Origin of the sequence: Halobellus clavatus (genome assembly GCF_900107195.1) — an archaeon.
In the GTDB taxonomy this organism is placed as follows: Archaea; Halobacteriota; Halobacteria; order Halobacteriales; family Haloferacaceae; genus Haloquadratum; species Haloquadratum clavatum.
Map to the genome: position 1 here is coordinate 241,956 of NZ_FNPB01000004.1, position 23,252 is coordinate 265,207.

20 protein-coding genes are annotated in these 23,252 nt (G+C 63.0%); 8 read left to right on the forward strand and 12 right to left on the reverse strand.

Going from position 1 to position 23,252, the window contains the following annotated elements; genetic code table 11:
- Positions 1-80 precede the first annotated feature (80 nt).
- The 4 genes from BLU74_RS08115 to BLU74_RS08130 form a co-directional block, all read right to left on the reverse strand.
- The gene (locus tag BLU74_RS08115; RefSeq protein ID WP_217635347.1) at positions 81-791 is read right to left on the reverse strand and encodes an ABC transporter ATP-binding protein; all 711 of its coding nucleotides are present in this window, start codon (positions 789-791) and stop codon (positions 81-83) included.
- Positions 784-1,506 (reverse strand): ABC transporter ATP-binding protein, encoded by a 723-nt coding sequence (locus BLU74_RS08120; protein WP_089766768.1) that lies wholly within the window; start codon positions 1,504-1,506, stop codon positions 784-786. Before BLU74_RS08120 ends, BLU74_RS08115 begins: the two co-directional genes overlap by 8 nt.
- A 182-nt stretch (positions 1,507-1,688) precedes the next feature.
- Positions 1,689-2,543: a methylenetetrahydrofolate reductase gene (locus BLU74_RS08125; RefSeq protein WP_089766769.1), complete on the reverse strand. Its 855-nt coding sequence runs from the start codon at positions 2,541-2,543 to the stop codon at positions 1,689-1,691.
- Positions 2,544-2,685: 142 nt separating this feature from the next.
- A complete protein-coding gene (locus BLU74_RS08130; RefSeq protein ID WP_175454600.1) occupies positions 2,686-4,035 on the reverse strand; it encodes an aminomethyl transferase family protein in 1,350 nt (449 codons plus the stop codon).
- Positions 4,036-4,141: 106 nt separating this feature from the next.
- Here BLU74_RS08130 and BLU74_RS08135 point away from each other — a divergent pair, with 106 nt between their 5' ends.
- Positions 4,142-4,543 (forward strand): acyl-CoA thioesterase, encoded by a 402-nt coding sequence (locus BLU74_RS08135; RefSeq protein WP_089766842.1) that lies wholly within the window; start codon positions 4,142-4,144, stop codon positions 4,541-4,543.
- Positions 4,544-4,598: 55 nt separating this feature from the next.
- Here the strand turns inward: BLU74_RS08135 and BLU74_RS08140 are convergent, their stop codons facing one another.
- From BLU74_RS08140 to BLU74_RS08155, 4 genes are all read right to left on the reverse strand, one after another.
- Entirely contained in the window at positions 4,599-5,360 is a 762-nt protein-coding gene (locus BLU74_RS08140) for an IclR family transcriptional regulator (protein ID WP_089766771.1), read from the reverse strand.
- Positions 5,361-5,969: 609 nt separating this feature from the next.
- Positions 5,970-6,932, reverse strand: a complete 963-nt coding sequence (locus BLU74_RS08145; protein ID WP_245705762.1) for an NAD(P)-dependent oxidoreductase — start codon at positions 6,930-6,932, stop codon at positions 5,970-5,972.
- Positions 6,933-7,129: 197 nt separating this feature from the next.
- On the reverse strand, positions 7,130-8,449 hold the full coding sequence (locus BLU74_RS08150; RefSeq protein ID WP_089766773.1) for an aminomethyltransferase family protein: 1,320 nt from the start codon (positions 8,447-8,449) through the stop codon (positions 7,130-7,132).
- A gap of 254 nt (positions 8,450-8,703) precedes the next feature.
- Positions 8,704-10,266, reverse strand: coding sequence for a class I adenylate-forming enzyme family protein (locus BLU74_RS08155; protein ID WP_089766774.1), 1,563 nt, complete (start codon positions 10,264-10,266; stop codon positions 8,704-8,706).
- Positions 10,267-10,716: 450 nt separating this feature from the next.
- Here BLU74_RS08155 and BLU74_RS08160 point away from each other — a divergent pair, with 450 nt between their 5' ends.
- The 3 genes from BLU74_RS08160 to BLU74_RS08170 are packed head-to-tail and all read left to right on the forward strand — an operon-like array spanning position 10,717 to position 13,268.
- Positions 10,717-11,298, forward strand: coding sequence for a DUF1684 domain-containing protein (locus BLU74_RS08160; RefSeq protein WP_089766775.1), 582 nt, complete (start codon positions 10,717-10,719; stop codon positions 11,296-11,298).
- A gap of 51 nt (positions 11,299-11,349) precedes the next feature.
- Entirely contained in the window at positions 11,350-12,465 is a 1,116-nt protein-coding gene (locus BLU74_RS08165; protein WP_089766776.1) for an ABC transporter ATP-binding protein, read from the forward strand.
- On the forward strand, positions 12,462-13,268 hold the full coding sequence (locus BLU74_RS08170; RefSeq protein WP_089766777.1) for an ABC transporter permease: 807 nt from the start codon (positions 12,462-12,464) through the stop codon (positions 13,266-13,268). Before BLU74_RS08165 ends, BLU74_RS08170 begins: the two co-directional genes overlap by 4 nt.
- 57 nt (positions 13,269-13,325) lie before the next feature.
- On the opposite strand, the gene BLU74_RS08175 is transcribed toward BLU74_RS08170, so the two are convergent.
- From BLU74_RS08175 to BLU74_RS08185, 3 genes are all read right to left on the reverse strand, one after another.
- A complete protein-coding gene (locus tag BLU74_RS08175; RefSeq protein ID WP_089766778.1) occupies positions 13,326-14,480 on the reverse strand; it encodes a LolA family protein in 1,155 nt (384 codons plus the stop codon).
- A gap of 226 nt (positions 14,481-14,706) precedes the next feature.
- Positions 14,707-14,901, reverse strand: coding sequence for a hypothetical protein (locus BLU74_RS08180; protein ID WP_089766779.1), 195 nt, complete (start codon positions 14,899-14,901; stop codon positions 14,707-14,709).
- A gap of 195 nt (positions 14,902-15,096) precedes the next feature.
- Positions 15,097-17,604: a PAS domain S-box protein gene (locus BLU74_RS08185; RefSeq protein WP_175454601.1), complete on the reverse strand. Its 2,508-nt coding sequence runs from the start codon at positions 17,602-17,604 to the stop codon at positions 15,097-15,099.
- 90 nt (positions 17,605-17,694) lie between these two features.
- Between BLU74_RS08185 and BLU74_RS08190 the strand changes: the two genes are divergently transcribed.
- A complete protein-coding gene (locus BLU74_RS08190) occupies positions 17,695-18,117 on the forward strand; it encodes a dual specificity protein phosphatase family protein (protein WP_089766781.1) in 423 nt (140 codons plus the stop codon).
- Positions 18,118-18,161: 44 nt separating this feature from the next.
- Here BLU74_RS08190 and BLU74_RS08195 read toward each other — a convergent pair whose 3' ends face one another.
- Positions 18,162-18,758, reverse strand: coding sequence for a beta-class carbonic anhydrase (locus BLU74_RS08195; RefSeq protein WP_089766782.1), 597 nt, complete (start codon positions 18,756-18,758; stop codon positions 18,162-18,164).
- 150 nt (positions 18,759-18,908) lie between these two features.
- On the opposite strand from BLU74_RS08195, the gene BLU74_RS08200 reads away from it, so the two are divergent.
- The 3 genes from BLU74_RS08200 (at position 18,909) to BLU74_RS08210 (ending at position 23,198) form a co-directional block, all read left to right on the forward strand.
- The gene (locus tag BLU74_RS08200) at positions 18,909-19,607 is read left to right on the forward strand and encodes an ABC transporter ATP-binding protein (RefSeq protein WP_089766783.1); all 699 of its coding nucleotides are present in this window, start codon (positions 18,909-18,911) and stop codon (positions 19,605-19,607) included.
- Between the two features lie 16 nt (positions 19,608-19,623).
- Positions 19,624-20,859 carry an ABC transporter permease gene (locus BLU74_RS08205; protein ID WP_089766843.1) on the forward strand — a complete coding sequence of 412 codons (1,236 nt, stop codon included), beginning with the start codon at positions 19,624-19,626 and terminating at the stop codon, positions 20,857-20,859.
- Positions 20,860-20,921: 62 nt separating this feature from the next.
- The gene (locus BLU74_RS08210) at positions 20,922-23,198 is read left to right on the forward strand and encodes a PAS domain S-box protein (protein ID WP_089766784.1); all 2,277 of its coding nucleotides are present in this window, start codon (positions 20,922-20,924) and stop codon (positions 23,196-23,198) included.
- Positions 23,199-23,252 lie beyond the last annotated feature (54 nt).

Below are 23,252 nucleotides of genomic sequence, written 5' to 3' on the forward strand. Positions count from 1 at the left end.
GGCGTGGGGACGAGCGGTGACCCGCTCGCAGTGCGGCGTCTTCAGGGGTTCGGTTCGCGTGCGGTGAATACCTGGCTGTCTCAGACGGTCAGGTACCGCTCGTGGATCTCCTCGTCGCTGAGGTACTCCGAGTCGCCCTCCTCGACGATCTCCCCGGTCTGGATTATGTACCCGCGGTCGATGAGCGGGAGCATCCGCTTGATGTTCTGTTCGACGATCAGGACCGTCCTGTCGCCGGTCACCAGAGACTCCAGAATCTCGACGACGTCGTCGATGATCGCGGGCGCCAGCCCCTCGGTCGGCTCGTCGAGGAGGAGGAGGTCTGGATCGGAGACCAGGCCGCGGCCGATGGCGAGCATCTGCTGCTCGCCGCCGCTCAGCGTTCCGCCGCGCTGTTTCTCTCGCTCGCCGAGGCGCTCGAACTGCGAGAACACGTTCTGGATCCGCTCCTCGCGGACGTCGTCGGAGACGCCCGACGGCGTCGCCAGCTCGAGGTTCTCGCGGACCGTGAGCGCGGGGTAGATCTCACGGTCTTCGGGGACGTACGCGATCTGCTCGCGGATGATCTCGTGTGTGGACCACTCCGAGATGTCTTCGCCTCGGTAGGTGACTCGTCCGGTCTTCCGATCGATCCGGTTCACGAGACTGTCGAGCAGGGTGGTCTTGCCCATCCCGTTGCGACCGAAGATGCCGATGACCTCGTTGTCGCCGACGTCGATGGAGACGTCGAACAGGATCTGACTGGAGCCATAAAAGGCGTTGAGATCCTCGACGGTCAGAAGGTCACTCACCAAGATACACCTCCTTGACGTCGGTATTCTCGACGACTTCCTCGGGCGTCCCCGTCGTCAGGACCGCCCCGTTGTGCAGGACTGTGATCCGATCAGAAATCGCCCGAACCAGATCGATGTCGTGTTCGATGACGAGCATCGTGTAATCGCCGCGGAGTTCCTCCAGCAACTCTTTGACCTCGTCGGTCTCGGACTGATTCAGCCCGGCGGCGGGCTCGTCAAAGAGGATGACCTCCGAGTCGACCGCCAGCGTGAGCGCGATGTCGAGGAACCGCTGCTGGCCGTGTGCGAGGTTCTTCGCGACGGTATCGAGTTCGTCACCCAGGTGCGCGAGCTCCGCGACCCGTTCGATCTCCTCGGAGAGATCCTCGCGGCGCCCGAACGCGGTCCCGACCGTTCGGGTCGGGTCCCGGACCGCCAGCCGCAGGTGCTTGCGGACGGTCATCTCCGGGAAGTACTGCACGACCTGGAACGACCGGCCGATCCCTCTCTGCGTGATCTGTTCGGGCGCGAGCCCGGCGATGTCCTCACCGTTGAACTCCACCGACCCGCGGGTCGGCGACAGTTCGCCGGTGATCAGATTGATCGTGGTCGTCTTTCCGGCGCCGTTCGGGCCGATGAGCCCGTGGATCTCCCCTTGCCGCAGCTCCAGGGAAACGTCGTCGACGGCGACGAGCGAGCCGAACTCTTTGGTCAACCCTTCAACTGACAGCATAGTGCCTCCGTCGGTCGTTCGACGCTGTGTGTCCACGGGCAGTTGACACCGGCGTCGGGGAGATGTGTTCGGCCATCGTGCGTCTTCTACGCAGATATCTGCCTTGTGTGGAATAACCTTTTCGGGGTACGCTCAGCCGCTCGAACGACTGATTTCAGTGAGTTGAGAAGAACCGGTCGGGCTTACTGCAGCCGGCTCGTCCGCCACTCTTCGGTATCGGGGACCTGATTGAACGTGTAGACGTGAATCCCGCGGATGCCGTACTCGTCGGCGTGCGGACCGAGGCCGTCGACCAGTTCGTCGGGCCGGTACCGCCCGCGGGAGCCGATGAACTGCTTGACGAACCCTACGATGCCCGTCGTCTTCTTGAGGAAGCGGACCGAATCGCCCACGCCGACCTTCTGAGAGATGTTGAGCAGTTTCTCGTACTTCATGACGCCGGGGATCCCGACTTCGACCGGCAGGTCGATGCCGCGGTCGCGGATCGTCTCGATCCACTCGAGGATGGTCTCCGGATCGTAACAGAGCTGGGTAGCGATGTACGTCGCGTAGGGGGCCTTCTTCTCCATCGCCTCGGTGAGCGTCTCCTGTGAGAGGAATTCGTGGCCCTCGGGATAGCCCGTGATCCCGATCTCTTCGAACTCGTACTCGAGGTCGTCGAGCGCGACGAGCATGTCGTAGGCCGACTCGAACTCGCCGATCGGCTCCTCGCGGTCGCCACCGGGGACGAAGATGTCGTCGATCCCGACCGCCTTGAGTCGCTCACAGATTTCTGCGAGGTGCTCGGGGCCGCGGACGTACCGCGCTGAGACGTGCGGGACGACCTCGTAGCCCGCCTGTGCCGCCTCTTCGGCGGCCTCGATAGTCGCCTCGAGTTCCAGTTGCGGCGAGGCGGTGATCGTCACTGTCGCACCCTCCGGGAGGTGTGCGATCTCCTCGTCGAAACTGTCGAACGGCATCAGTTCGAATCGGGGGTTTTCCAGGAGCGATTCCGTAGTCGTCTGCGTCGTCGACGCGCTGAGTCCTTGCGAAGCCATCGTATGCGTTGGGGTGTGATCGGGTGCTGAAACAGCCATCACGGGCGACGTCTATGTTCGGCGTCGTGAGACCGTTTACCGTCACCCGATTCACCTATTAGAAGTAGGAACGGTCACGGCATAAACCTTGTCTTCCCGGACCCTATCGGTTGTCGGCGGTGTAGGGGACCGGCGCGACTGTGGCTGAGATCTCCGTCCGCTCGTGACGCTCGACGGCCGGATTCGCCGAGTCATCGGGTTCCCCCCAGACGACGGTCACGTCGGTTCCCGGCGTCGCGAGACCGACGTCGATGGTCGCCAGCGAGATCATCGCTCGCTCGTTGGCCGTGTACGCGCTCATTCGGGAGATCCCGACGACGTCGCCGTCCCGCAGGATGACGTCGTGGTGAGACGTCGAGCGCCACGGAATCGGGAACTGGACGAATCGCTTCGAGGGCCCTTCTTCGAACAGCGACGCAAACACGGCGATCACGTCCTCGCTGTCCCACTCTAAGGTGACGAGCGTCCGCTCGGGGTCAGCCATCTCCGCGGCGATCGCGTCCTTGCCGACGAAGTCGTGCTCCAGATCGACGAGGGGCTCGTACCCGATTTCGACGGGGGAGACGTAGTAATCGGTGACGTCCGTCGAATCGAGGCTCCCGGCGATAGAGTAGTGTCCCTCGATATTCCGCGCATCCAGCCACTCGCGATACGGCCGCATCGCGTCGCTGTCGTACACGGCGGGCAGCGGCATCCCGAGCCACCCGGACACCACCGACGAACTCCCGTAGCTCTTCCCACCCAGTTGGCGTATGCCGTACTCCGTCCCGGCGTCGAGCACCAGCCGTTTGATCGCCTCGCTGTCCTCCCACGGGCCCCAGAACTCGAAGCCCGCCTCGCCGGACATTCCGTGCCGGAGGATCGTGACGTCGTGGCCGTCCATCGATACATCGGTGAAATTGAAGAATCCGAGATCCGGCAGGGGCTCGTCAGTCACCGCGGCCATCACGTCGAGGGCGTCGGGGCCCTGGATCTGGTAGCGATACTGCTTCGGCGGCCCCTCGCGGACGCCTGCGGTCTCCTCGCGTTCCGTCTCGACGGCGTAATCGCCCGTCTCGACGTGGTATTGGATCCAGTTGACGCCCTGCGGCGGCCCGACGAGCGCGTACCCGTCGTCGCCGAAGTTGAAGAGGATCCCGTCACCGATGAAGTAGCCGTCGGGGTTGGCGAGGACTAACTGTTTCGCCTGGCCTCGCTGGAAGTCTGCGAAGCCGTTCACCGCGAGGTCGGCGAACAGGTCGAGGGCGTCGGGGCCGTCGACCCAGTAGTCGACCATGTGGTGTGACTGATCCGCGAACGAGCAGTTCTCGCGCCACGCCCGCTGCTCTTCGATCCAGTTCGTGTGTTCGTCGGGGACGTTCGGAAACCCGAACGCGCCCCGGCCCTGAGAACGGAGCAGGTCGACGGGGGAGTCGACCGTCTGTATCAAATCCTCGAGACTCTGGTTGGTCATCGTAAGTACGTAGAAGTCGCCACCTTCGCAGTTATACATTGTGCTCGGTGCGGTGCTCCCTGCCGCCGAACAAAGATATATATGTAGTGCGCGAAAGACTGGGACGATGTACGAGTTCGAGTGGAAGTGCGCATGGGGCGACGCTGACCCCCACGGCATCGCGTACTACCCGAACCTGATCGACGCGATGCACCGCGCGGGCGAGGAGTTTATGAACGACGCCGGCGTCGCTTACTGGGACGTGCCCGAGGAGTACGACATCCACTTCCCGATCGTCTCGATGGACACCGACTTCGAGCGGCCCGTCGAGGTGGGCGACGTGCTCACGATCTCCGTCGACCCCGACATCGGTGGTAAGAGCCTGGGGATGGCGTTCACCGCCACCGACGAGGACGGTAACGAACGGTTCAGCGCGCTGGAACAGCACGTCTGCGTCTCGAAATCAGACGACCGGCCGGTCGAGATCCCCGAGGAGGTCCGCGCGGCGCTGACTGACGCGGTGGCGTAACGCCGCCGACACCGCCGCGTTTTCACCGGCGGTCCGCGGTGCCGTGTCCGGTTTTTCAGTTCCCGTACTGATAGTTGATCGTGACGGTGTTCGCCATCTCCTGAAGCTTCTGCAGGAGGTCCGCCTGGTACGCTTCGTCCTGCAACCGACCGGTCGGGACGACGATGCCGAACGAGCCGAGGACGCCGTCTTCGACGAGGATCGGAACCGCGGCCATCCCCATCCCGATCACCTGTTCGTTCCAGTCCACGGCGTACCCGTCTTCGCGGATCTGTTCGAGTTCGGCCCGCAGCACGTCGGGATCGGTGATGCTGTGCTCGGTCCGCTCTTCGAGGCCCCGCATCTCGATGATCTCGTCGACGCGTTCCTCGGGCAGATACGCCAAAATAGCTTTGCCCGTCGCCACGGTGTGCATCGGGGTCGCCGCGCCCGTGTAGGTCCCCAGACTCAGCGCCTGCTGGCCCTCTTCTTGATGATACACGACCGCCCGCCCGTCGTTCTCGATCGTCAGGCCGACGAGTTCGTCGGTCTCGGAAACGACCCGTTTCATCTCGGGTTTCGCCACCTGAAACAGTCTGTTACGGTATTTCATCTTCCCACCGATGGTGAGAAAGTACGAACTCAGCCGATACTCACCGTCAGACCGGGTGACGTACTGCGTCTCGCTCAGCGAGCGGAGGTAATCGTAGACAGTGCTGTCGGGGAGGTCCATCCGCGCTGCGAGCTCTGAGGGACCCGCTCCATCGAGTTCCCAGAGGAGATCGAGGATCTCGAACGCCCGCGTCACCGTCGTGAGCGAACCGCGGTCGGTAGGCATACACAACAGTTGTCGTGGATCGTTGTGAACCTTCCGACTTGTTCGGACGGGAATCATCGAATCCGGACTGGGCCCGTTCCGGCGGACGCCGTGTGGGCTCGGGGGCGTCACCCGAATATACATAATTTTTCTCGGAGTTTTTCGCCTCTGGGCGTCCGTCCGAGATGATCGTGACAAATTCAGTCCGGTTATATCGGATGAAAATCGGCGATCGAGTCGGCTTCTTGCACGCCTATACTTTTGTTACTCCGAAAGTCCGTGCAAATAACATATGTACCAGTGTTACGTGAAACGGCGAGTGAGCTACAGACACGAGTGATGGGCCTGACCAGAGAAATATGAACTGTAATATCGAGTATATCGGATCAGCCTCGAATTCAGTGTCACGAACACACGACCAAAATTGCGAAAAACCGGTGGTAAAGCCGGGTATACGGGGGAAAATTGGCAGCGGATAGCGGCCTCAGCGTCTGCCGGGCCCCGCGGGAGCGTGGTGGAGTGTGGTCGAGGTCGACGGTCCCGCCGCGATCGAGCGCCTCTGAGTGTGCCGCCACACACGTGAAAAACTGCTTATTAATCCGATATTCCCGGATCAGTGGCCGTGAGAGCTCAGGAGCGTGCCTCGACGGCCACGTACCGCTCCAGAATCGACTCGCCGTCGAAGAGTCGGGTGACGTTCGCGGCCAACTGATCGATGTTCCCTGCACGGCACTCACTGGTCATCGCCGCGATGTGAGGCGTCAAGACCACGTTGTCGAGGTCCTGCAGCGAGGAATCCGCCGGGACGGGTTCGCTCTCGAACACGTCCAGGCCCGCGCCCCCGATCGTTCCGGACTCGATCGCGTCGACGAGAGCCGCCTGCTCGACGACCGGACCGCGAGAGACGTTGACCAAGAGCGCGTCTTCGCGCATCCGGTCCAGTTCGGTCGCGCCGATGAGCCCGCGCGTCTCGTCGGTCAGTTCCGGAGTGAGGATCACGACGTCGCTCGATTCCAGCAGCGTCTCCAGGTCGGTTTGCCGACCGTGGGCCAGTTCCGCGTCGATGCTCGGGACGTACGGGTCGGCGACGAGGCGGTCCACGTCGAAACCGGAGAACAGCATCCCGACGCGCTTGCCGACGTTCCCGAAGCCGACGATGCCCACAGTCGATCCGGAGATGCGCCTCCCGAGTGGATACTCGTCGCGCCACCGCCCCTCGGCGATGAGTTCGCCGGCGGTCGGGAGGCGACGGGCCGTCGCGAGTGTCAGTCCGAGGGCGTGCTCCGCGACTGAGAGGGCGTTGTGCCCGGGCGTGTGCGTCACGGTGATCCCCTGCTCGCGTGCCGCGTCCAGATCGATCGAGTCGATTCCGGTGCCCAGTTTGCCGATCAGGTCGAGATCGGTTGCGCGCTCGAGGACTGCGCGGGTGAGTGGGACCCGTGAGGTCACGAGCGCGACGTCGTACGACGGGAGTTCCGTTCGGAGCGTGGCTTCCTCGGAATCGAGACCGACGGTCACGTCCCAGTCGTCGGGAAGCCCATTCAGCAGTCGGTCCGTCGGGGTGATGTCCTGATCGACGATTGCGCGGGTCATACTCGCTCTCATAGCAGCCGGGTACTTGGCAGTTACTAGATGCGAAGCGCGTGTGTGAACCGGTGTGGGGGTCTCCCCCTCGCACGCCGAGGGGTCGGTGCGTCCCTCCAGCGTGCCGGCGCAAAAGAACTGTCAGGGGCCGAACCGGGTGGGACAGACGTCAGGTTCGGATTCGGATGGTCAGTCGGTGGCGCGGATTACCGCTTGTCTTCGCTGTACGGCGCGTTCGCGACCGTCGCCGTGACTTCCTTCTGTGCGTGGCGCTCGACGCGCTTGTTGTCGTTGTCTTCGGGCTCGCCCCAGACCAGCGTGACTTCGGTCCCGGGCTCGGCGTACTCGGTGTCGATGACCGCCAGCGAGAGGAACTCGCGCTCGTTGTAGATGTAGGACTTGTCCGTCGAGACGCCGACGTGTTCGCCGTCCACGAGGACCTCGTCGTACGGACAGGCGGCCGACCGCGGGTGCGGGAAGTCCATGAACTGGTAGGTCTCGCCTTCGCTGAAGAGCGACGCGAAGATGTCGACCACATCCTCGTCGTCCCAGACCAGGGTGACCTTCTTGCGGTCGGGGTCCTCGACCTCGTCTTTCAGTGCCTCGGCACCGACGAAGTCGTGGTCGAAGTTGACGATGTGTCCGTACCCGAGTTCGACCGGCGTGAAGAAGTAGTCCGTGATGTCGTCAGAGTCGAAGCTCCCGCCGATCGACAGGAGTCCGTCGCCGACGCTGAGCCACTCGAGGTAGTCCTCCATCCCCTCGTCGAAGATGGCGGGGACGACGAGCGGGATCCAGCCGAGGATCGCGTTCGGCGTCTGGTAGGACTCCGCACCGAGGGCCTTGATGTCGTACTCCTCGCCGGCGTCCATCACGGCCTGTTTGACCGCCTCGCCGTCCTCGTAATCGCCCCAGAACTCGAAGCCGGGTTCGCCGGCCATACCGTGCCGCAGGAGCTTCGCGTCGACACCGTCGATCGAGATGTCGCCGAAGTTGAAGAAGCCGAGGTCGGGAATGTCGCCGTCGACGGCTTCCTCCATCACCTTGATCGCTTCCGGGCCCTGTACCTGGAAGCGGAAGTTGTTCGGGTCGTCTCCGGTCTGGACCGGCCGTCCCTGGATGTGTCCGTCGACGTCGTAGTCGCCGGTCTCGATCTGGTACTGGAGCCAGTTGTGGGCCGGCCGACTGCCGACGCTCAGGAACTTCTCGTCGTCGAGGTGGAACCAGATCGCATCGCCGATGTAGTTCCCGTTGGGGTTGGCGACGACGAGCTGTTTCGCCTTGCCGGGCTCGGTGTTCTCGAAGCTGTTGACCGCGAAGTCCTTGTAGAGGTCGAGCGCGTCGGGGCCCTCGACGTAGTGATCGGTCATGTGATACGACTGGTCGGCGAAGGCGACGCTCTCCCGCCAGGAGCGCTGCTCTTCGATCCAGTTCGTAATTTCGTCCGGGACCTTGGTGAATTCGCCGACACCGAGGTCTCGCGTCAATTCGACCGGGCTGCCTGCCTTCTCGACAGCCTCTGCCATACTATCGCTGAAAGACCACGCTCTGTCACTCATTGTGGGAGTCCAGCTAAGTGGAGCCGCGTATTATACTTAAGGTTTCGGTAGACGGTCCGAGCGAATCGGAAATTTCCTCTTTCTATATAAAGATACCGTGGAATTTGGTATCACGAATCCCGTCGATTTCGGACTCGTTTCAGCACGCACGAGATTCTTTCACGGAGAACAGCGATGAAACGGATTCGACGCGCGCTCGGCCGTCGCCAGAGCGACGGGGTCTATTCGAGGTCCTGATCCCGGGCGCTCAGCCGATCGAGCTTCCCGGTCGAGGTCCGCGGCAGCGATCGATCGACGAAGTGATACTCGCGCGGACGCTCCATCCGGGCGATCTCGTCGCTTTCGAGACACCACTCGTCCAGTTCCTCGGCGGTCAGATCGGGGTCGTCCGCGTACACGTACGCGGTCACCTTCTCACCGTACTCTTCGTCCTCGACACCGACGACGGCCGACTCGTTGACGTCGGGGTGTGCGTTGAGTCGCTCCTCGATGGGCGAGGGGTACACCTTGATCCCTTTCGACATGATCATCAGGTCCGTTCGTCCCTCGAGGTAGATGAATCCCTTCTCGTCTTTGTAGCCGAGGTCGCCTGAGTACCACCAGCCGTCCTCGAACACGTCCTCGGTCTTCTCGGTACGCTCCCAGGCCCAGACCGGACAGTCGGGGGCACGGACCGCGATCTCGCCGACCTCGCCCGGCGGCTTGGGATCTTTGTACGTCCCGTTCTCCTCGATGATCCGGACCTGGACGCCGGGGACCGGCTTGCCCACGCTCTCGACGCGCTCTTCGGTCAGTTCGGCGTTCTCCATCACCGTCGCGTACGCCTCGGTCGCCGCGTAAGAGTTCTTGACGACGTCGCAGACGTTCTCCCGGAGCCGGTTGAGCGTCGTGGCATCGAGGACCTCGCCGGCGGACATCACCCCGTCGAGCGAACTCAGATCGTACTCGTCGAACGAATCGAGGTTGAGTACCTCCCGCCACATCGTCGGGACGAGCAGCGCCGACGTGAGGTCGTGTTCGTCGATCATCCGGAGGTACGCCTCGGGGTCCCACGAACTGAGGAAGTAGGTCGTCGCCCCCGAGACGAGCGCCGGCAACGTGACCGAGTACCACGCGGCGAACGAGGGCGTGAACACGTGCGGCTGTCTGGCCGTTCGGTGGAGATCGTAGACGCTGACCAGCGCGTTCGCGCGGAAGTACAGCCCGCGGTTCGTGTGACACCAGCCCTTCGGTTCGCCCGTCGTCCCCGACGTCCACATCACGACCGCCGTGTCGTCTTCGAGCACACGGACGTCCGGTTCCGTCTCCGAACGGCCCTCTAAGAACGACTCCATTCCCTCCTCGTACGCCGTCTGGGGCTCACCGACGTTGACGACGGCGTCGAGGTCGGTCGTGATCTTGTCCTGGAGTCGCTCGTCGAAGATCTCCGAGGTCGACTCGTCGACGACGAGGACTTTCGGACGGAGCGAGTCAATACAGTGTTGCAGTGTGTTCGGCGAGGCACGGATGTGGAGATTCGAGACGGTACAGCCGGCCTTCAGTCCGCCGTTCCAGAGGATGGTATGTTCGAGGGAGTTCTCACAGAGATACGCGATCCGGTCTCCCTGTCCGACGTACTGGCGAAACGCGTTTGCGGCCCGATTGCTCCGGTCGTCGAACTCGCGCCACGTCACCGTCTCGCCGTCAACCCCGTCACCGAACGCCGTCTTGTCCGGGTTGTTCTCCGCCGCGATCCGGGAGAGATCCTTCACCGCCGGCACCTCGACGGTCGAACTGTGGTGCATATCCGAAAAACTCGTGTTGAGGTGTCTTATAATTTGAGAAAGAACTACACTGGGCGTGTATCGCCGGACGGCAGCCACTTCGGCACCCCCAGACTGACTCTATCGCAGTTGCGGAGGGGCCCTCCGGAGCGGTTCCGGGTTCGCTCGCGACACCGTCGGCGAGTGATCGACGCCGCTCTCCGGATCTCCCGCAGGTGGGCAGTGGACCCAGAGCTAAGTATATGAGTGCGTATCTGTTGCGTTAGTATCTGTAACCCATTATGTGTAAAAACACCAGATAGATCTTGAAACCCAATTTTATTTACTTCTCACAGAAACCATCATTCAAATATATATTATTTTTCTCTTATATGCGTCTGTGCGTTCCCAAACGGGATACGCGAAAGCGTTTTTGTCCAACACGTACAATATTGAGTGCCGCAACCGTGGCGTCAGCGGCAGCATTCACCAATGAGTACACCCAGTGACGAAGCGTGGGCAGCGGCGGTCGAACAGAACAGAGAACGGAAGGAACGGTACTTCCGAGAGAACCAGCGATCACCGATTCCGTCGGCTCTCCGTGGCGAGGCCTTCCCGGGCCTGGACCACTACGACGTGGATCCTGCGTACCGATTCGAGCTCGAACTCGATCGCTACGACGAGCCCGAAACGGTCACCGTGGAGACGACTGCCGACGGCGAACAGACCTACCGCCGGGTGGGACGATTCGAGTTCGAGGTCCAGGGGACAACCGTCTCGCTCGACGCCTTCGAGCCGACTGACGGAAGCGACCGACTCTGGGTTCCGTTCCGAGACGCGACCAGCGGCGAAGAGACCTACGGCGCGGGTCGGTACGTCGACTTAGATCCCGCCGAGGATCAGCGCGAGGACGGGACTTGGATCCTCGATTTGAATATGGCGTACAACCCAACATGCGCGTACAACCCGGCGTACGAGTGCCCGCTGGTCCCGGCCTCGAACTGGCTCGAGGTCCCGATCGAGGCCGGCGAACGCGACTTCCCAGTCGACGTTCACGACCACGGCCACGAGTGAGGTCGCCCGCCCCGGGACGGGCTTTTGCCGCTGGCCGCCGTAACGGAATCGATGACAGGCCGAAACCGCGGATTGACCGCTACCGGCGACGGTGACGCGGGCGACGGGTCGGTCCAGTCGTCGGCCGCTGGAGTCGACGACCCCTCAGTGGACCCGACCGACGATGCCGGTGAGCGAGACGCCGTCGAGGGGCGGACGGCCACGGCGCGCTCCGGGGTCGCAATCGCCGTCGACGGGCTCTCCAAGCGGTTCGGGGACGGTCCGGACGCGGTCACCGCCGTCGACGACGTCAGCTTCGAGATTCGGTCGGGATCGATCGTCGGTCTGCTGGGCCCGAACGGGGCCGGCAAGACGACGCTTGTCAAGTCAATCCTTGGAATGATCCTCCCGGACGCTGGGACCGTCGAAATCGACGGCATCGACGTCCGGAAGCGACCGCGGGCCGCCTACTCACGCGTCGACGCGATGCTGGAAGGCGCTCGCAACGACTACTGGCGGCTCACCGTCCGCGAGAACCTCCGGTACTTCGCCACCATCGGGGGTATCGACCCCGATTCGGTCGCAGAGCGGCACGAGCGACTTCTCGAACAACTGGAGTTGGCCGAGTACGCCGACACGGCGGTACGGGACCTCTCACGGGGGATGAAACAGAAGGTCTCACTCGCGAGCGTCCTCGCTGGCGACGCGTCGGTCGTCTTCCTCGACGAACCGACGCTTGGCCTCGACGTGGAGAGCACGCGCACGCTCGAGCGGGAGATCCGGCGGCTGGCAGAGGAACGAGGACTGACGGTCGTCCTCAGCAGTCATAATATGGACGTGATCGAAGCCGTCTGTGATCGGGTACTCATCCTCTCAGACGGCAGGCTCGTCGCCGACGACACCGTCGACGCGCTCCGCCGACAGCGGGGCGCACAGTCACTGGCGGTCACGAGCCGTGACCTCACAGCCGACGTCCGTGCCGACCTGGAAGATCGCTTTGCCGTCACCACAGTCAGCCACAGCGGCGAGTCGACGAGCATCGAGATCGAGGTCGACGGTGCGGAGCTCTACGACGCGATGGCGCTCCTCCGCGATCGGGACGTCCGGATCGACCGGCTCTCGACGGTCGAACCCGACCTCGAAGACGTCTTCGTCGACCTGACCGGCCGACAGGAGTCCGAGCGGTGAGCAATCCACCGGCGTCGGACGCATCCCGTCCGGCCACGTACTACCACCTCGCGCGGGCCGTGCTCTACCGCGAGTACCTCATCTTCGTCCGCTACCCGGCCAACGCCATCGGGGGCATCGTCATCGGACTCATCTTCTTCGGCTTTCTCTTCTACGGCGGGCGACTGCTCGCGGGACAGGCGTTCACGGACTCCATCGAAGGCCTCGTCGTCGGCTACTTCCTCTGGTCGCTCTCGGTGGGCGCGTACTCCTCGATCTCGAACGACATCGGCAGCGAGGTCCAGTGGGGAACGCTCGAGCGGCACGTGATGACGCCGTTCGGGTTCGCTCCCGTCGCGCTGCTGAAGGGCGTCGCGAAGGTCGTCCGGACCTTTCTCACCTCGGGGGTTCTCCTGGCCGTGATGCTGCTCGTCACCGGCTCGACGCTCCAGTTGCACCTGTTCACGGTCGTCGTGATCGCCGGACTCAGCATCGTCTCGGTGCTGGGACTCGGCTTTGCAGCGGGCGGGATCGCCGTCCTGTACAAGCGGATCGGCAACTGGCTGAATCTCCTGCAGTTCGGCTTCGTCGGATTGATCTCCGCGCCGGCGTTCGACCTCGGGTGGGCGAAACTGCTGCCGCTGGCGCACGGGAGTGCGCTCCTCCAGCAGGCGATGGTCGACGGCGTCCGGCTCTGGGAGTTCGATGTTCGGGCGCTGGCGCTCCTCGTCGGCGTCGCGGTCGGCTACCTCGGACTCGGCTACGTCGTTTTCCGGGCGGCTACCCGACGAGCGCGGCGACTGGGTGTCCTCGGCGACTACTGACGGAAATTCGGTGGCGAGAACGGCCGTCGACGGACCGATTCAGGCGATGGTGGTCGGCTATTCTGCGACCGGGGCCGTGGCCTCGACGAGTTCTATGAGGCGGTTCCGCGGAATTTCACCCGTGACCGCGATGGTCGTGTCCTCGGACTCCCACCAGGCGACGACGCGGTCCTCACGCGTGGCGACGGTCACCGTCCGCCCGTCGACGGTCACGTTCTCCGTCGAGACGGTGTCGCTCGCGAGGTCCTCGTCCGGGGCGTTTGCGGTCCCAGCAGGCAGCGACGACGCGTCGGTCTGCACCAGCGTCACTGTCGCCGATCCGTTCGTATATCGGCTGACAGCCGTCGCCCCGTCGGTCCCACCGAACCGCGAGACCACGCCGCGTTCGAAGGTGAACGCGCCGTCCGCGAGCGCCACTGCGTCGAAGGAAACCGCCGCGTCGAGCGCGTCGGTCGAGTCGACGGGGGCGAGACCGGCCGCGCCGTCGTCAGCGGTCGGCGGCTGGAACGTGCTGTCGGCCACACTGACGTTGAACCGCGTCTCCGCGACGTCGACGACGACGGTCGCGTTCGGCGTCGTCACGCGCTGTTTGACGACGACCGAGTCGGCGGTCCGGATCCAGAGTCGGGCCTCCCCGTCGACAGACTCGTTCGCGTGGGTGATCGAGACGACGTGCACCTCGGTGTCCTCGTAGGACGTCGTCTCGACCAGCTCGACCGAGCGGTCGGACTCGTTCCAGTCCATCCCGACGGGCTCGGTGGGCTCGCTGTAGTTGTACTCCCCGGCGGGCTTCTCGCCGTCGAGTTCCCGGGTCGTCGTGTTCCCGAGCGGACCGATCGTCGTGGCCGTGTCGTTCTGATAGACGGTCACGGTCCCGGTCGTCGGCACGAACGTCCAGGCGGCGGTCCCGTTCGTGCCGGTGATCAGCGACCGGTTGTCGGACTCGACGATCACCCGCGATCGGTTCTCGTCCGTCGCGACGGCTGAGACAGACGCCGTCTTCGTCGCCGACTCGTTCGACACCGTCACCGTCGCTTCGACGGTCAGCGTCTCGGCCTCGGCGTATCGCTGTTCGGTCTGGTTGAGGACCGTCTCGCCGGTCGGCCCGTCCGGGGCGGCCAGCGTGAAGCCGGCTGCACCAAGCCCGGCGACTGTCAGTAGGAGGGCGACCGCGACGGCGGTGCGGGTCGTCGCTCGGTCGTCAATATTCATCTTATACGCGCTAGCGGCCGAACGCTAATGTATCCACGGGTCGGCTGCCGGAATCGTGGGTTGATTGGGCCGGTCCCGGTTCCAGCGTCGATGGCGAACTTCGATTGAACCCCCCACCGAAGATCCCACTACTAAAGGACGAATCGACAAATCCGCAACTTCGCCGCTGTCTCCCACCTGGAAGAGCGAGACAGCACGGTTGCGGCCCGCTCTCGACTTTGGGCAGTCAGTACGGGGCTTCCCAGAGGAGTACGCCGCCGGATTCGTCGTGTTCCGCTACTGGCTCTCCGATCGTGTCAACTGACTCGTCCAGCGTGGTGACTAACTCAGCGCGGTCAAGGAAGTTATTCGGTACATCTGACTCCGCGGCGATCTCCAGCACGTCCTCTGCGCCGGGGGTGGAGGCGACCCGGCCGCTCACCGACACGACAGAGCTGTTATTTGCCCCTCTCTATACAATGTAAAAAATGCGGTTATATTTTATCACATTGATCTAACAACTCGATGAATACACACATTAATACAACTAACATTTTCATTATTTCTGGGATGGTGAACGAACCGTTACAACATCGATGAACACCGTATTCAGCACCAGGTCGTGAGGTCAATCGTCTCACGATGGCAGTTCGAGCGCGACGACGTTGCCGGTCGGTTCGTTTTGTTCGAAGGAGATAGACCCACCCGAGCGAGAGACGACTACCTGTACGAGCCACAGTCCGAATCCACTTCCGTGGTACAACGGCGTCCGCTCTTCGTTCCCCAGCAGAATGTCCCGTTCCATCTCCGGGATGGCCGGTCCGTGATCCGCTATCTCGACCCGGATGGACTCTCCACGCTGGACGACAGAGACGGCGGCTTCCGGGGATTCGGATTTGTCGTGGACAATCGCGTTCGTCACGAGTTCCTTGATCGCCCGTTGCAGTCGTCTCGTGGCCTGCACCGATACGCCTTCGGGACATTGGACAGAGAGCGTCGCCCTCGGGTGCTCCGCTCTGACGTTCGTAACCACGCTCTGGAGAATTGGTTTCAGAGAAATCTCCTCGGGATCCGGAGATTCCTCCAACAGACCCGCAATCCGTCGTTCCTTTTCAGCCGCCTTGATCAACCGGTCGCTGATTTCAATGATCTGTTGAGCAGAGCGTGCAATCTTCGAATCGGCATCACTGCGAATTGTTTCGGCCGCCCCTCGAATCACGTTCATATCGTTGCGTAAGTTGTGTCGCAGGACGCGGTCGAGGATTTTCAACTGCTGTTGGCGCTCCTTTCGTTCGGTGACGTCACGACTATTAATCACGTAGCCTCCCACAGTCGGTGTCTCGATCTGTCGGCTTCCATAGGCCTCCATCCAGCGCCAGTATCCGTCTGCGTGCTGCGCCCGGTATTCAATTCCTTTTGGGACTTGTTCGGAGTCTTCTACCCAGGCTTCGAACGCTTCGCGGACAGCGTCCCGATCCGCGGGATGGATGTACTCCCATACAGTGTCGCCGATTACCTCGTCGGGGTCGTAGCCTAAAATCCGCTCCAGCGACGGACTCTGATACTGGAACCGACCACTGTCATCGACAACCGAAATGACGTCACTTGACTCCTCGACGAGCGCCTGAAACCGGCGTTCGCGCCGCCGGTGATCCGTGACGTCTCGGAGGATCACTAAGTGCTGGCCGGGGACAATGTCGGCCGAGGCAGCGTATTCGACGAGGCGTTCCGTTCCATCAGGCCGGGATATCCGAGCAGTACCACGGTCCCGTTTCGACGTTTGAATCTCCTGCCACGCCTCCTTGAACTTGGACGATCCCGGCGCGGAGGTGTCGATCGACTTCCCGATGAGTTCCTCCCTTGTGAGGCCGAACAACTCGGTCGCTTGTTCGTTAACGTCGATGTACCGCCTATCGTCATCGATTATCACCATCGCATCGAAGGCGTCGTTGAAGACCGACCGGAATCGATCCCGCTCTTCCTGCAGTTGTCGTTTGCGCTCTTTCTCCTCGGTAATATCTCGCAACGTCCCGACGGACCCCTCGAAGTTGTCTCCATCGTACGGCAGAACGCCCATATGGTCCTCACAGATAATCGGCTCCCCGTCACGAGGCTGCAGTGTCACCTCGAACGTGATCGTCTCTGGTCCCCCACTCGATAGCAACCGTCCTAACGCCCGCTCCGCTCGTTCGACCGCGTCGTCGGTTTTGATCAACGACGGCGTGTTCCCGACAATCGTCTCCCGGTCGTATCCAGTCAACTCGACAAACTCATCGTTGACGTAGGTGAAACGCCCGTTTTCGTCGATTACGTAGACTGCATCGGTGAGCGCATCGATGATTGTTTCGTGCTCCTCTAACTCCCGCTTGCGGTTCTCGCGGTCCGTGATGTCTTGGAACTTCGAGAAGATCGATCGCACCTCCCCATCCTCGTTGGTCACAGCACGGTTGTGCCATTCGACGGTCCGTACCTCCCCGTCCTTTCTGACGTTTCTGTTGATGACGTGTCTTCCGCCGTCTGCTTCTAACAGGTCGCTGACGGCGTCCTCAACCCGACTGTGATCGTCGTCGTCGACGATCACCTCCCACGGTTCACCCCGAATTTCGGCCTCCTCGTATCCGAGAATTTCCTCGGCCCGCTCGTTCAGCCGCTTGAATTTGAACTCCTCGTCCCACTGGATCGCCCCGAGTGGAGATTCATCGAAGAACAGTTTGAGGCGTTCTTCTCGTCGCTCGGCGGTTCGCTCCAATCGGTACTTCGCAACGAGATTCTCGATCCGGGTAGCGAGGAGGTGAAACTGCTCTGTTCCAGTCTCCTTACGAAGGTAACCAGTCACCCCCGCGGAGATTGCCTCACTGGCGACTTTCTCGCTCCCTCTGCCCGTGTACAAGATGAACGGCAGATCAGGATACTGCTCTCGGACGGCTTCGAGAAACTCGATCCCACCGCGACCGGGCAGATCGTAATCGGAGATGATACAGTCTGGGGGCCGGTCCGCCAGTATAGCCAGCCCTTCCTCGACGGTGGTCGCCGTTTCGATAGCGAGTTGCTCCTTCTCGTTTTGGAGTATGTTCCGAATTAGCTCATTGAAATCCGGGGCATCGTCGACGTGGAGAACTTGAATCGGTTCCTCGACGGCAACCATATACTGTACGGATATGACCCGCATTACTAAGTAGATACCGTGCCACTGCGCAGATTACCTTTATGAGTAGTCAGTCGAAGCAGGTCTGCTATGGACGAAGTATTCCCCGACCTGTACGTCGGGAGTATGGAGGACGCGGGAGACCAGTCATTGTGTCGGACTCACGAAATCGACAGGATCGTATCGCTTACGTTCAGTGATCCCGAGGGTGGCTTCCCACCGTGGCTTCCCGTGGAAAAATCCCCGATGATGGACGGTCCGAGGAACGACGAGGCGATCTTCGCGTCGGCCGTCGAAGACGTGCTGACGGCGCTCGAAGTCAGTGAGTGCGTTCTCGTACACTGTTCGCGCGGGAGTTCGCGGAGTCCGTCTGTCGCGGCTACCGCGGCCGCGATCTACGAAGAAACCGAATTAGCGGAGTCCTTCCGCAAGGTCCAGCACCGGCGGCCGGAAACCGATCCCCACGACGCGGTAGTGCGCAAGGCGGTCGCCGTTTTTGCAGATTTTACCTGACCGATACGCCTCATGACCCCACCCATGTGGTCTTCGGCCCGAGCCTACACCTGGCGTTCGCTGATCTCCGCGGCGATGCGGTCGCCGGGTTCGCGGAGTTCGCCGGATTCGACCTCGTAGACGTAGCCCGAGACGGTGACGTCGTCCGGAATGAACGACGACTGACGGAGGTACTCCACCTGTGCGCTGCACGCGGCGTCGATGTCGTCGGTCATCTTCACCCAGTCGATGAGGTCGGCGTCGCCGATGGTGAGTTCGGGGAGCGACGGGTCGAGGTCTGCGCTCTCTAAATCGCCCGCCTGCGCCTCAAGCCCCTCCCGGACCGCGTCGTCGGGCGCACTCATCATCCCACAGTCCGTGTGGTTGATGACGATGATCTCGTCGGTGTCGAAGAAGTTCGTCGTCAGGGCCGCCGATCGGATGACGTCGTCTGTGACTTTTCCACCGGCGTTCCGGTAGATCTGTGCGTCGCCCAGTTCCAGTCCGAGTACGTCCTCGACGGGGATTCGCTCGTCCATACAGGCGATGACGAGGAGGTTCTTGTCCGTCGGAATGTCTTTGCGGCGACGACGGGCCCAGTCCGACCGGTCGGCCACCGACTCGTCGACGTGTTCGTGATGATCCTCGTGGGAGTGTGACATCACCCGAGATACGGCCTGAAGTGTCAGAGGGGTTCGGGTATCGAACAGCGTTGCCGTCGTCTATGACGGCCGACGTGGGGCCGGATCAGTCGCCACACGGCCGCCGGTGGCAGTAACATTCAGGGTCGTCGCACCCCTTCATCGGAATAGATGGAGACGGTCCCCCCGCAGACGGCGCAGGTTGCGCTGGACGACGTGACGAAGGAGTACGACCTCGGCGGGACAGTCAGAGCTCTCGACGGGGTGGATCTCACCCTGGAACCGGACTCGTACACGGCCGTGATGGGCCCGAGCGGGTCCGGAAAGAGCACTCTGTTGAATCTCGTCGGGGCGCTCGATACGCCCACCTCCGGCGGCGTGTTCGTCGCCGGTGAGGAGGTGTCCGCGCTCTCCGAGCGCGACCGTGCCCGGCTCCGCGGTACCGAAGTGGGATTCATCTTTCAGACGTTCAACCTGATGCCGCGGCTCACCGCCGTCGAGAACACCGCCCTTCCGCTGGTGTTCGCCGGGTGGTCACCGGACCGGCGACGAGACCGGGCTGCGGACCTCCTCTCGCGGGTCGGCCTCGGCGACCGACTGGATCACCAGCCGAACCAGCTCAGCGGCGGGCAGCGCCAGCGCGTCGCCATCGCGCGAGCGCTCGCGGCCGATCCCTCGCTCGTCCTGGCGGACGAACCGACCGGAAACGTCGACACCGACACAGGAGCCGACATTATGCGCCTCCTCGACGACCTCCAGGCCGACGGTAACACTGTCCTGCTTGTCACCCACGAACGGCGAATCGCCACGCACGCCGACCGGATCGTGCATCTGCGCGACGGCCAGATCGAGCGAATCGAGGAACCCTGAGATGGCGGACGGATCGATGCCCCTCCGCGAGGTCCGGCGGCTCGCCTGGCGTGCTATCACCGCGCACCGACTCCGCTCGGTGCTGACAGTCCTGGGTGTCGTCGTCGGAATCGGATCGGTGATCGCCTTCGCGACGTTCGGCGCGAGCGTCCAGGCGGAGGTGGTTTCGCAGTTCCAGGGGACGGGCGCGAGCGAGATTTACGTCACGCCCGGTGGTGAGGACGGCGGCCCGCCCGGTGAGGACTTCACCCGACCGGCGTTCACGACCCACGACGTCGGCGAACTGCGGGACATCGAAGGGGTGCAAGCGGTCGTCCCACGCGGGATCGTCCCGACTTCCTCGGTCGCCTTCGGGGGGCAAACGCTCGCGAGGAGTCGGATGACCGCGACGACCGAGGCGGCGTTCTCGGAGACCGTGCTGGTCAGCGGCCGAGCGTTTCGCGCGGGGGCAGACGAGATCGTCGTCAACGAGGCGGCTGCGACGCTCTTCGAGCGGAACCTCACGGTCGGGTCGACGGTGACAGTCGCCTTCGGGGACCGGACCCAGAACGTGACCGTGGTGGGCATCGTCTCGGGCACCCGCGGCAGCGTCACGCCCACCTTCGCCGGCGGCACGCCGCGGTTCTACCTCCCGGCAGATCCCTTCTACCGGACGGTCGTCGAGTCGCCGACGCTCGGCGTCGACCAGCGGGCGTATCCCCAGGTGACGGTGGTCGCCACTGCGGGTGAGACCGAGTCGGTGAAGCGAGCCGTGGAAGCGTCGCTCCAGGCCGACTCGGACGCCGCTCAACTCCTCCCGCCGGACACCGAGATCGGCGTCCGATCGCGATCTGACATCGTCGAAGGCGTGCAGTCGGTCATCGATCGAATCACGCGCTTCGTGACCGGCGTCGCGGTGCTGTCGCTCATTGTCGGCGCGTTCGGCATCGCGAATATTATGCTCGTGAGCGTCACGCAGCGCACCCGCGAGATCGGCGTGATGAAGGCCGTCGGCGCGACCAACCGCGAGGTGATGGCGCTCTTTCTCGCGGAGTCGGTCACACTGAGCGGCGCGGGCGCGCTCGCCGGCATTCCCGTCGGTCTCGGCGTCGGATACGCCGCGACGCGATACGCCGAGGTGGGATTCACCATCGCGGTCGGGTGGATCGGTATCGCTGTGGGGATCGGACTGGTCATCGGCGTCGTCGCCGGACTGTATCCGGCGTGGCGCGCGGCGCGGGTCGATCCGATCGATGCCCTGCGCTACGAATAACGGGGGTTAACCCACTTTGCCACGTGATTTATACCATCTGAGAGCAAGTATCAGATACACCAATGACCGTCCGGAGCGACGAGATTCGTGTCCTCCACGTCGACGACGACGCGGAGTTCGCAGATCTGACGGCCACTTTTCTACAGCGGGCGGACGACCGTATCCGCGTCCAGACGGCCACCGGCGCTGCGGACGCACTCGACCGTCTCGAAGCCGATCCGGACGCCGTCGACTGCATCCTCTCAGATCACGATATGCCCGGTCGCGACGGGATCGAACTCCTCCGGACTGTCCGCGACCAGTTCTCGGACCTCCCGTTCATCCTCTTCACCGGAAAAGGCTCCGAGGCGGTCGCGAGCCGAGCGATCTCCGAAGGCGTGACCGACTACCTCCAGAAAGAGACCGGCACCGAACAGTACGAGGTCCTCGCCAACCGAATCGCGAACGCCGTTCAACACCGCCGCTCGTGGGAGGAACTGGCGAACCGGAACCAGGAACTCCGCGTCTACGAGCGGATGGTCAACTCGATGCAGGAGTCGGCGTGCGTCTACGACGAGGCGGGGCGCTTTCGGATGGTCAATCAGTACCTGGCCGAGGGCCACGGGACGACGCCGTCTGAACTCGAAGGGGAGATCAGCGATCTGATTCCGCGTCTCAGGGCGGAGCACGAGAACGACCCGTACCAGGAACTGCTGGACGGTGAGCGTGCGGAACTCCGTGGCGAGATGAAAGGCGAGTTCCCGAGACACGGTTATGGGGTCATCGAGTACCGAATCACGCCGCTCGTGATCGACGGCGAGATCGAGGGGGCGGTCGGCGTGGCCCGCGACATCACCGAGCGCCGTCAGCGCGAGGCGGAACTCGTCCGCCTCCAGGACCTCCTCGACGAAACCGAGCGCCTCGCCCACGTCGGTGGATGGGAGATCGACGCCGAGACGATGGAACTCGTCTGGACAGAGCACCTCTCTTCGCTGCTCGGCCTGGATCCGGAGACCGACCCCTCGCTCTCACAGGTCATCGAGACGATCCACGAGGACGATCGCGACCGAGTCTCCGATGCCATCTGCCGTGCACTCGACCACGGCGAAGAGTTCGAGATCGAAGGGCGCGTCCACGACGGCGATACGCTCCGGTGCGTACAGATTCACGGCGTGCCCAGGCTGTCTGAAGGGGCCGTCGAGGCAGTCCGCGGCGCGGTGCGCGACGTCACAGAGCACCGGCAGCGTGAGCGCGAACTCGATCAGGCTCGCGCGGAGTACGAGGAACTGTTCAACGGGATGAACGACGCCGCGTGGGTGATCGATCCGGATGGGTCGATCGTCGCGGTCAACGACGCCGCCGTCGAGCGGACCGGCTACTCCCGCGAGGAACTGCTCTCGATGCGCCCGCACGACATCGACGCGGGGACGGAGAACGAGGAGATCACCCGGCTGATCGAGACGATGCCCGAAGACGGCATCCAGATCATCGAAACGGTCAGAGAGACCAAAGACGGCGAGCACATCCCCGTCGAGATCGGGTCGAGTCTGATCACCTACCGCGGCCAGACGGCTATCCTGAGCATCGGACGGGACATCACCAACCGAAAACGCCGGGAGCAACAACTCGAAGAGTTCGCGAGTGTCGTCAGCCACGATCTCAGAAACCCCCTCAACGTCGCCGAGGGACGGCTCGAACTGGCCAGAGCCCAGTGCGACAGCGACCATCTCGACCGCGTCGCGGACGCCCACGATCGGATGACGACGCTGATCGAGAACCTCCTCGCGCTGGCGCGGAGCAGCGATGCAAACCCGGACTGCTCGCCGGTTTCGTTACCGGACCTCGCCGACCGGAGTTGGCAACTCGTGGAGACGGCGGACGCGACGCTGGAGACGGAGACTGACCGCTCGGTCTGGGTGGATCCATCGCGAGCGAAACAGTTGTTCGAGAACCTGTTCCGAAACGCTCTCGAACACGGGTCGACCGACGCTCTTTCAGCGGGCCAAGACCGAGTCGAGATAGACAGTGCGACCGACGATCGAGAGCCCACCGATCTCGTGCGGGGCGGCTCCGGTACCGGCCGCTCTGCGGACACTAACGAACGCGACGAGTCGAGCGTCACGGTCACCGTCGGTGACTTCGAGGATGGCTTTTACGTCGCGGACGACGGTCCCGGGATCTCCGCCGATGAGCGCGATCGCGTGTTCGAAACCGGATACTCGTCGTCCGCAGAAGGGATCGGATTCGGTCTGAGCATCGTCGCACAGGTCGCGGAATCACACGACTGGGACGTCGACGTGACGACGAGCGAGCGTGGTGGCGCGCGATTCGAGTTCACTGACGTCGACTTCGCGGAGTGATCCCCGACGAGTCGTCACACCGGTGAGAAACGGATTTGTACGCCCTGCGCAAAG

Excerpts from the sequence above, each read along its gene's own strand:
- BLU74_RS08120 (WP_089766768.1), bottom strand. The coding sequence starts at position 1,506 with ATGCTGTCAGTTGAAGGGTTGACCAAAGAGTTCGGCTCGCTCGTCGCC.
- BLU74_RS08125 (WP_089766769.1), bottom strand. The coding sequence starts at position 2,543 with ATGGCTTCGCAAGGACTCAGCGCGTCGACGACGCAGACGACTACGGAA.
- BLU74_RS08130 (WP_175454600.1), bottom strand. The coding sequence starts at position 4,035 with ATGACCAACCAGAGTCTCGAGGATTTGATACAGACGGTCGACTCCCCC.
- BLU74_RS08135 (WP_089766842.1), top strand. The coding sequence starts at position 4,142 with ATGTACGAGTTCGAGTGGAAGTGCGCATGGGGCGACGCTGACCCCCAC.
- BLU74_RS08140 (WP_089766771.1), bottom strand. The coding sequence starts at position 5,360 with ATGCCTACCGACCGCGGTTCGCTCACGACGGTGACGCGGGCGTTCGAG.
- BLU74_RS08145 (WP_245705762.1), bottom strand. The coding sequence starts at position 6,932 with ATGACCCGCGCAATCGTCGATCAGGACATCACCCCGACGGACCGACTG.
- BLU74_RS08150 (WP_089766773.1), bottom strand. The coding sequence starts at position 8,449 with ATGGCAGAGGCTGTCGAGAAGGCAGGCAGCCCGGTCGAATTGACGCGA.
- BLU74_RS08155 (WP_089766774.1), bottom strand. The coding sequence starts at position 10,266 with ATGCACCACAGTTCGACCGTCGAGGTGCCGGCGGTGAAGGATCTCTCC.
- BLU74_RS08160 (WP_089766775.1), top strand. The coding sequence starts at position 10,717 with ATGAGTACACCCAGTGACGAAGCGTGGGCAGCGGCGGTCGAACAGAAC.
- BLU74_RS08165 (WP_089766776.1), top strand. The coding sequence starts at position 11,350 with ATGACAGGCCGAAACCGCGGATTGACCGCTACCGGCGACGGTGACGCG.
- BLU74_RS08175 (WP_089766778.1), bottom strand. The coding sequence starts at position 14,480 with ATGAATATTGACGACCGAGCGACGACCCGCACCGCCGTCGCGGTCGCC.
- BLU74_RS08185 (WP_175454601.1), bottom strand. The coding sequence starts at position 17,604 with ATGGTTGCCGTCGAGGAACCGATTCAAGTTCTCCACGTCGACGATGCC.
- BLU74_RS08190 (WP_089766781.1), top strand. The coding sequence starts at position 17,695 with ATGGACGAAGTATTCCCCGACCTGTACGTCGGGAGTATGGAGGACGCG.
- BLU74_RS08195 (WP_089766782.1), bottom strand. The coding sequence starts at position 18,758 with ATGTCACACTCCCACGAGGATCATCACGAACACGTCGACGAGTCGGTG.
- BLU74_RS08200 (WP_089766783.1), top strand. The coding sequence starts at position 18,909 with ATGGAGACGGTCCCCCCGCAGACGGCGCAGGTTGCGCTGGACGACGTG.
- BLU74_RS08205 (WP_089766843.1), top strand. The coding sequence starts at position 19,624 with ATGCCCCTCCGCGAGGTCCGGCGGCTCGCCTGGCGTGCTATCACCGCG.
- BLU74_RS08210 (WP_089766784.1), top strand. The coding sequence starts at position 20,922 with ATGACCGTCCGGAGCGACGAGATTCGTGTCCTCCACGTCGACGACGAC.